The organism is Aeromicrobium changchenzhani (genome assembly GCF_057586615.1).
In genome coordinates this window covers 3217989-3230916 of record NZ_CM172480.1, presented here as the reverse complement: position 1 = coordinate 3230916, position 12928 = coordinate 3217989, and the positions used below count along the sequence as shown (strand labels likewise).

Sequence of the window (12928 nt, the reverse complement as noted above, 5' to 3'; positions counted from 1 at the left end):
GAGTACTGTGACACAACTTCGTAGCCCGCAGCCCCCTTCGGCTGTGCCCGAACGTGGTATCCCTGATGCCACGGTGGCAAGACTGCCGGTGTATTTGCGAGCCCTGACGTCCTTGGCCGATCAAGGCGTCGTGTCCTGCTCCTCCCATGAACTTTCGCTCGCGGCCGGGGTCAATCCCGCCAAGCTGCGCAAAGATCTGTCCTATCTAGGCTCCTACGGCACGCGGGGTGTCGGCTATGACGTCGAATACCTGCGCTATCAGATCGCACGCGAGATCGGCCAAACCCAGGACTGGGAAGTTGTCATCGTCGGTGTCGGCAATCTCGGCGCCGCGTTGTCCAATTATCAAGGGTTCACCACCCGAGGCATTCGCGTTGCCGCGCTCGTCGACGCCGATCCCGGCCGCATCGGTCAAGACATTGCCGGGATTCAGGTTTCGGCTCTGGCCGACCTTCCGATGATCGTTGAAGAGCGCCGGATCTCGATCGGCATCATCGCGACGCCGGCCGAGGCTGCCCAAGAGGTCGCCGACGCGCTTGTCGCCGCGGGCGTCACCAGCATCCTCAATTTTGCCCCGGCGATCGTCCAGGTTCCCGATGGCGTCGATGTCCGAAAGGTCGATCTCTCAATTGAATTGCAGATTTTGGCCTATCACGAGCAACGTAAATCGACGAGCCAAGAGACGGCGGTGAACTCGTGAGTTTTCTCGTTGTGGGTATGTCGCACAAATCGGCCCCGATCGACCTGCTCGAACAGGTCTCGCTCGACACGGATTCGGCCGTGAAACTCTCGCAGAACGTACTCGAAACCGAATTTGTCAGTGAAGCGGTCGTTGTCTCGACTTGCAACCGGGTCGAGATCTACGTCGAGGCGGATCGGTTCCACGGCAGCGTCGAAGAAGTGTCGGCATTGCTCGCCGATCAAGCCGGTGTCAATCGAGATGACTTCGTCGCCAATGTCTATGTCCACTACGACGAAGCTGTGGTTGCGCATTTGTTCGCAGTCGCCGCAGGGCTCGACTCGATGATCCCGGGCGAAAGCCAGATCCTAGGCCAAGTGCGTGACTCATTGCAGGTTGCGCAGGCCGAATCGACCGTTGGCTCGGCGCTCAACCTGCTTTTCCAGCAGGCTCTTCGCATTGGCAAGCGCGGTCACGCCGAGACCGGTATCGATCGGCTTGGACCGTCGATTGTCACAGCCAGTCTCGACGCTGCCGGTGACAAGATCACCGGAGATTCCACCCGGTTCCTCGTTGCAGGCGCCGGTACGATGGCCAGCCTCGCGGTCAAGACATTGGTTGAACGTGGCGTTGCGCCGAGTCACATCATGGTGGCCAACCGAACTTTCCAGCGGGCCTACGAATTGGTCGCGACGTTCGGGGTCAGCGCCGTACGCTGGCAGTCGCTCGACATCGAACTTGCCCACGCGGATGTGCTTGTCACGTGCACCGGTGCCAGCAGCCTTGTGTTCGATACGGAACGCATTGAAGCCGGGCGTGATGGTCGGGACATGGTCCTGATCGACCTGGCATTGCCGCGCGATATCGACACCGCCGCTGGCACCCTCGACGGCGTGACGCTGATCGATCTACAGATACTGTCCGAACGGACTGAGACTGCCGAGCTCACCGGTGAGATCCAGCGCGTACGCGAGATCGTTGCCGATGAGGTCAGCGCTTTTCTCGCCGCGCGAGCCGCTTCTACAGTCACGCCGACCGTGATTGCTCTGCGTACGATGGCCACCGATGTTGTCGCCGGCGAACTCGCCCGCCTCGAATCGCGTCGGCCAGATCTCGACGACTCGACATTGTCCGACATACGGCAGGCGCTCAAGCGGGTTGCGGACAAACTGATCCATTCGCCGACCGTTCGGATCCAGGAGCTGGCCGGCGGACCCAATGGAATGACCTATGCCGATGCGCTGGCCGATCTGTTCGCGCTTGATCCGGCGGCCATCGATGCTGTCTCGACCGTCAGCGGTGATCGCGGATGACACGATTTGAAACGACATTGCGTATCGGCACCCGCGCGAGCGCGTTGGCAGTGGCACAGTGCTCGCAGTTTGCGGTGCGTTTAACCGAGCTCACCGGCGTTGAAACTGAACTCGTGCGGATCAGCACCGAGGGCGACCGTAACCCCGGCCCGCTTAATCAGATCGGCGGACAGGGCGTTTTCGTTGCGGCACTGCGCGAAGCACTCGCCGAAAATCGTGTCGACATGGCGGTGCACTCGCTCAAAGACCTGCCGACCTACCCGGACAGCCGACTGACCGTTGCCGCAATTCCTATTCGTGAAGACCCTCGCGACATCGTCGTTGCGCGTGACGGACTGACCCTTGGCGAGCTGCCGCAGGGCGCTCGCGTGGGCACCGGCGCTCCGCGTCGGTTGGCGCAACTCAATGCACTTGGCCTCGGTCTTGAGATCGTGCCGCTCCGCGGCAATATCGATACCCGGATCGGCAAAGTCAGAAGCGGTGAGCTTGATGCGATCCTGTTGGCCCGCGCCGGCCTTGCCCGCCTTGGCCGCCTCGATGAGGCGACCGAAACCTTGGACCCCTTGCAAATGCTTCCTGCCCCTGGGCAGGGAGCGCTTGCTGGCGAATGCCGCGTTGATGATGACGTGACAATTCGTCTTCTGCAGATGATGGACGACATGGACACCCGCGTCGCCGTGACTGCAGAGCGCAGCCTTCTTGCCACGTTGGAGGCAGGCTGCACCGCTCCGGTCGGAGCTCTCGCGGAAGTCGCCATGGGCGATGACGGTGACGAGCTGTGGCTTCGAGCAATTGTCGGAGATGTTTCCGGCGCACCAACTATCCGTATGTCCGCAACGGGATCGCCTAGCGATGCCACCGCGGTCGGTGAACGTCTCGCTGCCGAGATGATCGCCGAAGGCGCTGCCGAATTGATGGCAAGTGTCTCGTGACAGCACCCACAGGCAGCTCAGGAAGAAGATCACTGTGACTACCTCTACAGCGACCCGAGTGGATTCAACCACCTCTGCTCCGGCGAAGCGCAAGGTCCCGATGGGCCATGTCAGTTTCGTCGGCGCCGGACCAGGTGATGCGAGTCTGCTGACCGTACGCGCGGCCGAGATCCTCGGTCAGGCCGACGTCGTCATCACGGAACTGCCCGAACACGCCGCGCTCGTCACGAACGACGCGGAAATCGTGGACGGCGGCACCGATGCGGACGGCCAAGCATTAACGCACACCGCACGCGCCAAACTTGTCGTCAAATACGCCAAGACTGGCGCTCACGTCGTACGTTTGATCGCCGGCGATCCGTTCACGTATTCCACGGGACCGGAAGAAGCTGCTGCCTGCAGCAAGGCTGGCATCGGCTTTGAGATCGTGCCGGGATTGTCCTCGGTCACCGCGGTTCCGGCCTACGCCGGTGTCCCGTTGACCACGCGCTCACACCGCAATGTGTCGGTCGTGAGCGTCGGCGACTCGAAGGTCGATTGGAGCGCTCACGGCGGCAATCACACGCTTGTTTTGTTGTCGGCAGTCGCGCGCATCGCCGAAGTGGCCACTGGGCTGATCGAGGCCGGACGCCCGGCCAAGACCCCGGTTGCGATGACCCGCGTTGGCACGACGACCGAACAGTCGACGGTTGTTTCGACGCTCGAGAACATCGCCGCGGACGTTAAGGCTGCCAAGATGGAAGCGCCGGCCATCACGGTCGTCGGCGACGTCGTCGACATGCGCGACACACTGTCGTGGTTCGAAACCAAGCCGCTTTATGGCTGGCGCGTGCTGGTGCCCCGCACCAAGGAGCAGTCCGCCGGACTGGCTGCTCGGCTGCGCGGCTACGGTGCAGTTTCCGAAGAGGTTCCGACCATCTCGGTCGAGCCACCGCGCAATCCGCAGCAGATGGACAAGGCCGTCCGCGGCCTCGTCGAGGGTCGCTACGAATGGATCGCCTTCACCAGCGTCAACGCGGTCAAGGCTGTGCGCGAGAAGTTCGAGGAGTACGGGCTAGACGCGCGTGCGTTCTCCGGGCTCAAGATTGCAGCGGTTGGTGAAAAGACCGCCGAGGCGATCGCGACCTGGGGCATACTCGCTGATCTGCTGCCCAGCGGTGAGCAGTCGGCTCGTGGCTTGCTCGAGGACTGGCCGCCCTATGACGACGTGCTCGATCCGATCAACCGAGTGTTCCTGCCGCGGGCGGATATCGCGACGGAAACGCTTGTCGCGGGCTTGATCGAGCTCGGCTGGGAGGTCGACGACGTCACCGCCTACCGCACCGTTCGGGCTGCTCCGCCGCCGGCGCCGACCCGCGAAGCGATCAAGACCGGCAAGTTCGACGCGGTGATGTTCACGTCGTCGTCCACGGTCCGCAATCTTGTCGGCATCGCTGGCAAGCCGCATGCGACGACCATCATCGCCTGCATTGGCCCGGCAACGGTCAAGACTGCCGAGGAGCATGGCCTGCGTGTCGACGTGATGGCCGAGAAGCCGTCCGTCGATGTCCTCGCTGATGCACTCGCGGCCTTCGGTGCAGCACGCCGGTTGGCGTTCATCGAGGCTGGCGAGGCGGTCACGAAGCCGTCGCAGCGCCGTCCCTCCACCCGCCGGAAATCCAGCGGGGCATGACTAGGCGTCGGCGAGTGACCATTAAGGCATTCATGCCGATGCGTCCTTACCGTCGTTTCTTCAAAGGCGCCTCGGCATGACTTTTCCGGCTGACCGTCCGCGCCGCCTGCGATCAACGCCGGCGGTGCGGCGGTTGGTCGCGGAAACCTCGTTCGAGCCGCGGCAGCTGATCCTGCCGATGTTCATTGCCGAAGGGCTGAGCGAGCCCCGACCAATCTCGAGCATGCCCGGGGTTGTGCAGCATTCTCGCGACAGCGCCCGCAAGGCCTGTGCCGAAGCGGCCGAGCTCGGGCTCGGTGGTGTCATGCTGTTCGGCGTCCCGGAGCACAAGGATGCGATGGGTTCGAGCTCGCTCGATCCGGCAGGTATCCTCAACGTCGCGATCGCCGACGCCCATAGCGAGGTCGGCGACGATCTGGTCATCATGTCCGATCTGTGTCTCGACGAGTTCACCGATCACGGCCATTGTGGCGTCCTCGACGCCCAGGGTCGTGTCGACAACGATGCGACGGTCGAGATCTATGCCCGTATGGGGGTTGCCCAGGCCGAGGCTGGAGCCCACATGGTCGGTCCGAGCGGAATGATGGATGGTCAGGTCGCGGCGATTCGTTCGGCGCTCGATTCAGCTGGCCACGCCGACGTGTCGATCTTGGCCTATGCAGCGAAGTATTCTTCGGCCTTTTACGGCCCGTTCCGCGAAGCTGTGGACTCCTCGCTTCAGGGCGATCGCAAGACGTACCAACAAGACCCCAGGAACGGGCGTGAAGCGATCCGCGAGGTGCTCCTCGATATCGAGGAGGGTGCTGACATCGTCATGGTCAAGCCGGCGTTGGCATATCTTGATCTGATTGCTGCGGTTCGCCAGCGGGTCGACGTCCCAGTTGCGGCCTACAACATCTCTGGTGAGTTGGCGATGGTCGAAGCGGCTGCTGCCAATGGCTGGATCGATCGAGAACGTGCGATCGATGAGGTCATCGTCTCAATCCGCCGCGCTGGCGCTGACATCGTGTTGACCTACTGGGCTGCCGAGTTAGCCGCGCGGCTGCGCTAGGAGCAGTCCCACTCCCCGAGCTTTGGCGGGTTTCATCCCGGTTCCGGGAGTGCTGCACTGTCGGAATGGCTCTTTATTCGCCAAATCTTGGTGACTAGTGCGTTAGGTCGTAGACGCAGGCGTCGTACTTGGCCTTCGGAAGACCGAGCGGGAACTTCAGGAAGCATGTCGTCCGCGCCTCAAGCGCGCTGAGGATACCGGTCACTGGCTTGGTGACCGTACCGAGCGGCGTCGAATCGAGCGTTCCGCCGAGTTGGCCGGTGAGCGTATGCGGCTTCGATCCGGTCGTTCCGCCCTTGACCGGCGGAATGGCTGTGCCACCACCGGGATTGGTCACTGTGCCCGAGCCGGGAGTAGCGCCCGGAGTCGTGCCAGAACCATTTGAACCCGAATTTTTCGAGCCCTTGGACTTGGCCTTCTTCTCGGACTTCGTGGCATTGCTGCGCTGACCTGGCGTCAGAGTCTGGTCATTGGCCCTATTGGTCAGGATCGCCGAAGGGCCGGTGCCATCGGGCGTCTGGGTGAAGTCGCCACGGGCATACGCAGCGGAGATCTTCAGCACGAGGTCGACATACGAACTCGAGTGGTTGTAGCGAAGGACTGCTGCTGAGGCACCCGAGGCGTTGGACAGATCGCCGGTGCCAGCGCAGAGATAAACGCCTGCTGCTGCGGCCGCATCGTTGATATTCTGGGGATCCTTCTTGCCGTCACCATCGGCATCGACTGCAACTGACTTCCAGGTGCCCGGCAGGAACTGCATCGGCCCGACTGCACGGTCGTAGACCGCGTCCTTGTCGAGGCGACCGCCGTCAGTATCGGTGATCTTGGCCGTGCCATTCTCACCCGTGAGCGGAATACCGTAGATGCCAGGCTTCGAAACGCCTGAAGCCGTGACGGTGTTGCCGTTGGTACGGCCGTGATTGGATTCGACGCGCCCGATTGCCGCGACCAAGTTCCACGGGAGATTGCAGCTGGAATCGGCCTTGGCCAAGAGTGCTTCGGTCTGGCGGTAGGCGAACAGCGACGCGGCGGGGATGCCGTTGGTTGAGAGCGTTGACAGCGTGCCGCCCGGACCTGCCTTGGCGTCAACGCCGGGGCCGGCTTGGACGCTGGCAGGCTGCTCGAATGCGGTTGTGGGGACATCGGGGATGCCGGGGCTGTTGACACCACTGGCGGCATTTGCGAGCCCAGTGTTGGTCAGCGCCGCGCCCCACGCGCCGACGAGAACTGCCATCGGAACGAGTGCACTGGCCTTCTGCCAGCGAGTGAGCTTGTGTGCTCCCATTGAGATGCCCCTCCACAATCAGCGATTTCTTCCATCGCCGTTAAGTAAACCGATGTTACAGCCGAATGCGGGTGCCCGCCAGTTCGAACGTCATGATGTCCAACGACCAAACGGCCACATCGTTACGGTGTGGCGACGCAAAGTTGGGTAGGACGGAGTCATCAGGGACAATGGTGGATGTGATCCATGACGATTCGGCCCTTCCATCCTCGCAGGCTCTGTTCGCCCGTGCTCGCGCAGTTTCGCCCGGTGGCGTCAACTCGCCGGTTCGTGCATTTCGAGCAGTCGGCGGCACTCCTCGGTTTATGGCCAGTGGGGCAGGGGCATTCCTGACCGACGTCGACGGCAATCGGTATGTCGACCTGGTCTGTTCATGGGGTCCGATGTTGCTCGGCCACGCACACCCCGAGATCATTGCGGCCGTTACTGAAGCAGCCTCGCGGGGCACGTCGTTTGGCACTCCGAGCGAGCCTGAAGTGCTCTTGGCCGAGGAGATCGTCGGGCGCGCCCCGGTCGACGAGGTGCGCCTCGTGTCCTCCGGCACCGAAGCAACGATGTCGGCAATCCGGTTGGCGCGCGGCTTCACCGGTCGTGACCTGATTATCAAATTCGCGGGCTGTTATCACGGCCATGTCGACGCATTGCTCGCCGAAGCGGGATCGGGACTGATCACCCTCGGCTTGCCTGGCACTCCGGGCGTTCCCGCGGAGGTCGCTGCTGCAACCCTCGTGCTTCCCTACAACGACCGAGCCGCAGTCACGGCTGCATTCGCCGAGTACGGCGACCAGATCGCGTGCCTAATCACTGAGGCCGCGGCCGGCAACATGGGCGCGGTTGCGCCGCTGCCGGGCTTCAATCAATTTCTGGCCGAAACCTGCACGGCGCACGGCGCGCTATTCATTAGCGATGAGGTCATGACTGGATTTCGGGTCAGCCGTTCGGGCCATTGGGGACTTGACGGCGCAGTCGAGGGCTGGCGGCCTGATCTGTTGACCTTCGGCAAAGTCATGGGTGGCGGCTTTCCCGCCGCCGCATTCGGTGGCCGTCGCGACATCATGGAACAGTTGGCTCCAGTTGGACCGGTCTATCAGGCCGGCACGCTGTCGGGCAATCCGATTGCAACAACCGCCGGTCTCACGACATTGCGGCTCGCGACTGATGAGGTCTACGCCAAACTAGATCACACGGCCGCGGAAATTGGCCGGCTCGCGAGTTCCGCCCTCAGCGCCGAGGGCGTTGAACACGTCGTGCAGAGCGCCGGCAACCTGTTCAGCATCTTCTGGGGCGTCTCAGACACAGTCACTGACTTCGCCGGTGCGCAAGCACAGGAAGCCTGGCGTTATCGACCGTTCTTCCACGCGATGCTTGAAGCGGGCGTCTATCTGCCGCCGAGCGCCTTCGAAGCGTGGTTCGTCTCGGCCGCCCACGACGACCAGGCACTTAATATCATTGCCGAAGCACTTCCGGCTGCGGCCAAAGCTGCGGCGCACGCAACACCCGAGCAGTAAGGAATTCATGTCCACCAGAACAATCGTGCATTTGATGCGGCACGGTGAGGTTTTCAATCCCTCCGGTGTCCTCTATGGACGGCTGCCCGACTATCATTTGTCGGAACTTGGCGTGCAGATGGCCGACAGGGTCGCTGCGACGATCAAGGACTGGGACATCACCCATGTGGTGGCCTCGCCGTTGGAGCGGGCTCAGGAGACGGCAACCCCGTCGGCTGCAGCATTGGGTCTTGAGATCCATACCGATCCGCGCGTTATCGAAGCGGGCAATCAGTTCGAGGGCAAGACTTTCGGGGTTGGTGACGGAGCACTCAAACGGCCACAGAACTGGTGGTTGCTGCGCAATCCGTTCAAACCATCGTGGGGCGAACCCTACGTTGAGATCGCCGCCCGTATGCAGGACGCAATCAGTGATGCGCGCGCGGCAGCACGTGGCCATGAGGCGCTCATCGTGTCGCACCAGTTGCCGGTTTGGACCGCCCGCCAGGCGATCGAAAGCAATCGGTTCGCGCACGATCCGCGCAAGCGTCAATGCTCATTGGCGAGCCTGACGTCGGTGACATTTGAGGACGACCGGTTCGTGTCCCTGTCCTACACCGAACCGGCAGGCGACCTGATCCCTGAAGCACTTCGAAAGAAGTTCGTCGGCGGAGCATGATCAGGTCATCGTGCATCGGGACAACCCGTAGGGGTCTGACGGTGCGTTTTATCTTTGCCGCGTGCCTCGTCCTGCCGCTGGTCGGCTGTGGCGCGCCGAAAACGGATGGCACGCAGGGCGGTTACATCAGTGGCGACGCCGATCATCGGATCGTCCAGATCGCGCCGGCCGAGCGCAAGCCTGCACCGGTCATTGCTGGTGAAGACCTCGATGGCAATCCGGTCTCAACAAAGAACTGGGCAGGCAAGACGATCGTGATCAACCTCTGGGGTTCGTGGTGTCCACCTTGTCGGGAAGAGTCGCCCGCCCTCGATGCAGTGGCGCGGTCACTCAAGACCAAGGATGTTGAGTTTCTCGGCATCGCCCAGCGTGAGGACGCCACGACTACCAAGGCGTTCACCCGCAAGCACGACATCTCCTATCCCAACATCAGCGACACGTCCGGCAGCCTGACCCTCGGTTTTGCCAAGAGTCTTCCGGCCGCGGCCATACCGACGACGTGGATCATCGACGCCAAGGGAAGGGTCGCCGTACGTGTTCTGGACGCCATCACCAAGGCGACGCTCGAGGGCCTGATCGAAGACGTTCAGAAGAGCACGTCGTGACCGACTGGCTGGGGGCGACGGTTACCTCGGGGACATTGGTTCTGGCAATCCCAATCGCGCTGCTCGCGGGGCTTGTCTCGTTCTTCTCGCCCTGCGTCATGCCGCTGCTGCCGGGCTACCTGTCCTACATCACGGGTTTGTCAGTGACCGATCTCGACGGGGGTCGGCGTGGCCGTATGCTCGCCGGCTCGGTGCTGTTCGTGCTCGGTTTCTCGGCGGTGTTTGTCAGCCTCGGCGTGGCCTTCGGCTCGATCGGTCTGCAGTTGGCCGCTCACGCCCGTACTCTCTCAATCGTCACTGGCGTCCTGGTGATCATCCTCGGCTTCGCTTTCATTGGCTGGATTCCATTCCTGCAACGTGAAGCCCGGATCCACGCGGTGCCGGCGGTCGGCCTTGCTGCGGCGCCGCTGTTGGGCATTTTCTTCGCGGTCGGTTGGACGCCCTGCCTCGGCCCCACCTTGAGCGCGGTGCTGGGGCTCAGCCTGACCCCGGGCGCCAATGCCGGACGTGGCGCCTTCCTGACGTTATTTTATTGTCTCGGCCTCGGCATCCCCTTCATCCTTGCGGCGCTCGGCTTCGGTCGGTTTATGCACGCGATCGCCTGGTTCAAGACCCACCAGCGTGTCGTCTCGATCGCCGGTGGTGGCATGCTAATCGCCGTCGGCATCCTCTTGGTGACGGGCGGCTGGGATTCGCTGGTCAATGAGATGCGTAGCTGGTTCCCCGGATATGAGACGGTTCTATGACTTCCAATGCTCCTGCCCTCAACCCGCGCCAGTTCGGCCGCTGGATCTGGCGACAGCTCACTTCGATGCGTACGGCGCTGTTCCTGCTCTTGCTGCTGGCGGTCGCCGCTGTGCCGGGGTCGCTCATTCCGCAGCGTGGCGTCGATCCACAAAAGGTCGAAGCCTACTTCCTCAACCACAGTTCGAGCGCCCCGATCATGGATCGCTTGGGACTGTTCTCGATCTACACGTCGCCGTGGTTCAGCGCGATCTATCTATTGCTGCTGGTGTCCCTTGTTGGTTGCATCATTCCTCGCTCGGGGGTCTATTACCGAGCGCTCAGGTCGCGTCCGCCCAAGGCGCCGCGCAACCTGACCCGGCTGCCGTCCTCGGCGAGTTTTGAGACGACTGCCTCGATCGACGAAGTGCTCGCTGCCGGGCGTACGACAATCGGTCGCGCGCGCATCGACGTTGTCGGCAATGAGGTTCGTGCGGAGCGCGGCTATCTGCGCGAGGCCGGCAACCTGGTCTTCCATGTCTGTCTTGTCATCGTGCTCCTCGGTGTGGCGTCGGGTGCGTTGTACGGCTACCGCGGTGGCGCGATCGTCACCGAGGGCAGTGGCTTCTCCAACTCGCTCACTCAATACGACGAGTTCAGCGCGGGTGCGCTCTTCAACCCCGACGATTTGGCTCCGTTCTCGCTCACGCTGGATGATTTCACCGCGAAATTCCAGCTCAGTGGTCCGCAACGTGGCGCTCCGCGGATGTTCGAGGCGACCGGAACGTACGCTCCCAAACCTGGCGACTCACCGCGCGATTTCGACATCACGGTCAACCATCCGCTGAACGTCAACGGGGCATCGGTTTTTCTGATCGGTCAAGGCTATGCGCCGGTCATCAAGGTCACCGATGCCGAAGACAACGTCGCGTTCGAAGGTGCGGTGCCGTTCCTGCCCGCCGATGCGACCTACACCTCGAATGGTGTTCTTAAGGTCCCCGATGCCAAGCCCAAACAGCTCGGCTTCCAAGGGTTCTTCCTGCCCACCGCGGTGTCGGTCGGCGATAGTGCCCCGATCTCGGCATTCCCTGCGGCCGCTGCACCCTTGCTCGGCTTGTTCGTCTATTCGGGGGACCTCGGGCTTGATGAAGGCGTGCCACAGTCGGTGTTCATCCTTGATAAGGACAAGCTTGTACAGGCCAAAAAGAAGGACGGCGCGCCAGTTCGATTGAGCCTTTCCGAAGGGCAGGTCGTCGACCTTCCCGACGGCGGGACGCTCCAATACGTCCGCACCGCCCAATTCGTGAAGTTCCAGATCAGTTCGTCGCCGTGGCTGCAGGTTCCGCTGTGGGGTATCTCGATCGGGATCCTGGGCCTCATGGCGTCGTTGACGATCAAGCCGCGACGCACCTGGATTCGTGCCGAAAGAAACGGGTCGCGTACCGTGGTGGAAGTCGCAGTGCTCGACCGCGTCTCCCGCGGAGGCGTTCCGGTCGAACTCGAAGATTTCGTCGAGCGTTTCAAGAAGACGCTTGCTGAGCAGAAAGACCGCACATGAGTCTCGCCGACTATGCCAACTTCTCCAATTACGCAGTGGCCTCGGCCACGGTCGTGCTCGGACTGTCCTGGCTGGCCTATCTCGCCGAATGGGGCTTTGCGCGCAAAGTTGTCACCAGCGCAGATCTGGTCACTGCCGGTTCGCCCGGGTTGCCAGCCGCCCCGGCAACTGCGGCAAGTGAACGAAGCGCCGTTGCTGGCGGCATCGGCACCTCGCTCGCGGGCCTGTCCTGGGCAATCCTGCTCGCCGCCGTTGTCACCCGCGGTCTGGCTGCCGAGCGGGTTCCGTGGGGCAATATGTATGAGTTTGCGTGCGCCGCGATTTTGGTTGCGCTGACCGCATACTTACTGCTGGTTCGGGTCTGGGGTATCGACTGGCTCGGCCCGATTGTCACTGGCTTCGGCGTCATCGTGCTTGGCTTGTCGATGCTCGTCTACGTCCCGGCCGGACCGCTTGTACCGGCATTGCATTCATACTGGCTCGTCATGCACGTCGCCGCCGCGATGATCGCCGGCAGCGCGTTCCTCGTCGGTGCGGCCACCTCAGTCATCTTCTTGGTCAAGGAGCGGGCCGAACGGCGCACACCCGAAGCCGACCGTGTCGGTTACATCTGGCGCCTGCCCTCGTCGGCGGCGATGGACCAGATTTCCTTCCGCGTCCATGCCTTCGCGTTCCCGATATGGACATTCGCGGCGCTCATCGCCGGGCCGATCTGGGCGCAGTATGCATGGGGCAAATACTGGGGCTGGGATCCCAAAGAAATCTGGGCGTTCGTGACCTGGGTCGTCTATGCCGGCTACCTCCACGCTCGCGTCACTGCCGGTTGGAAGGGACGTGCCGCGGCGATCATCGCCCTCATCGGCTTCGCGACTTTCATCTTCAACTTCGTCGGCGTCAACCTCTTCATCCCCGGATTACACTCCTACGCTAAATGACCGGTTGAG

Annotated in this window: 12 protein-coding genes; 11 read left to right on the top strand and 1 reads right to left on the bottom strand. The window is 62.5% G+C overall.

From position 1 onward, the window contains the following. The first annotated feature begins 7 nt into the window (after positions 1 to 7). From AC2YB9_RS16295 to hemB, 5 genes are all read left to right on the top strand, one after another. Positions 8 to 700, top strand: coding sequence for a redox-sensing transcriptional repressor Rex (locus AC2YB9_RS16295; protein ID WP_487266411.1), 693 nt, complete (start codon positions 8 to 10; stop codon positions 698 to 700). Next, the gene (locus tag AC2YB9_RS16290; RefSeq protein WP_487266410.1) at positions 697 to 1992 is read left to right on the top strand and encodes a glutamyl-tRNA reductase; all 1296 of its coding nucleotides are present in this window, start codon (positions 697 to 699) and stop codon (positions 1990 to 1992) included. Before AC2YB9_RS16295 ends, AC2YB9_RS16290 begins: the two co-directional genes overlap by 4 nt. After that, complete coding sequence (hemC, locus tag AC2YB9_RS16285; protein ID WP_487266409.1) at positions 1989 to 2924, top strand: hydroxymethylbilane synthase; 936 nt, start codon at positions 1989 to 1991, stop codon at positions 2922 to 2924. Before AC2YB9_RS16290 ends, hemC begins: the two co-directional genes overlap by 4 nt. Positions 2925 to 3024: 100 nt before the next feature. Further along, on the top strand, positions 3025 to 4596 hold the full coding sequence (locus AC2YB9_RS16280; RefSeq protein ID WP_487268633.1) for a bifunctional uroporphyrinogen-III C-methyltransferase/uroporphyrinogen-III synthase: 1572 nt from the start codon (positions 3025 to 3027) through the stop codon (positions 4594 to 4596). A 76-nt stretch (positions 4597 to 4672) separates the two neighbouring features. Further along, positions 4673 to 5647 carry a porphobilinogen synthase gene (gene hemB / locus AC2YB9_RS16275; protein WP_487266408.1) on the top strand — a complete coding sequence of 325 codons (975 nt, stop codon included), beginning with the start codon at positions 4673 to 4675 and terminating at the stop codon, positions 5645 to 5647. A 94-nt stretch (positions 5648 to 5741) separates the two neighbouring features. On the opposite strand, the gene AC2YB9_RS16270 is transcribed toward hemB, so the two are convergent. Further along, entirely contained in the window at positions 5742 to 6932 is a 1191-nt protein-coding gene (locus tag AC2YB9_RS16270; RefSeq protein WP_487266407.1) for a lytic transglycosylase domain-containing protein, read from the bottom strand. Positions 6933 to 7111: 179 nt separating this feature from the next. On the opposite strand from AC2YB9_RS16270, the gene hemL reads away from it, so the two are divergent. The 6 genes from hemL to ccsB are packed head-to-tail and all read left to right on the top strand — an operon-like array spanning position 7112 to position 12919. Then, positions 7112 to 8440 (top strand): glutamate-1-semialdehyde 2,1-aminomutase, encoded by a 1329-nt coding sequence (gene hemL / locus AC2YB9_RS16265; protein WP_487266406.1) that lies wholly within the window; start codon positions 7112 to 7114, stop codon positions 8438 to 8440. 7 nt (positions 8441 to 8447) lie between these two features. Next, positions 8448 to 9098 carry a histidine phosphatase family protein gene (locus tag AC2YB9_RS16260; RefSeq protein ID WP_487266405.1) on the top strand — a complete coding sequence of 217 codons (651 nt, stop codon included), beginning with the start codon at positions 8448 to 8450 and terminating at the stop codon, positions 9096 to 9098. Positions 9099 to 9139: 41 nt separating this feature from the next. After that, positions 9140 to 9703, top strand: coding sequence for a TlpA family protein disulfide reductase (locus AC2YB9_RS16255; protein WP_487266404.1), 564 nt, complete (start codon positions 9140 to 9142; stop codon positions 9701 to 9703). 35 nt (positions 9704 to 9738) lie between these two features. Further along, positions 9739 to 10449, top strand: a complete 711-nt coding sequence (locus AC2YB9_RS16250; RefSeq protein WP_487268632.1) for a cytochrome c biogenesis CcdA family protein — start codon at positions 9739 to 9741, stop codon at positions 10447 to 10449. Beyond that, entirely contained in the window at positions 10446 to 11984 is a 1539-nt protein-coding gene (resB, locus tag AC2YB9_RS16245; RefSeq protein WP_487266403.1) for a cytochrome c biogenesis protein ResB, read from the top strand. Before AC2YB9_RS16250 ends, resB begins: the two co-directional genes overlap by 4 nt. Then, the gene (ccsB, locus tag AC2YB9_RS16240) at positions 11981 to 12919 is read left to right on the top strand and encodes a c-type cytochrome biogenesis protein CcsB (protein WP_487266402.1); all 939 of its coding nucleotides are present in this window, start codon (positions 11981 to 11983) and stop codon (positions 12917 to 12919) included. The genes resB and ccsB overlap by 4 nt, the downstream gene beginning before the upstream one ends. Positions 12920 to 12928 lie beyond the last annotated feature (9 nt).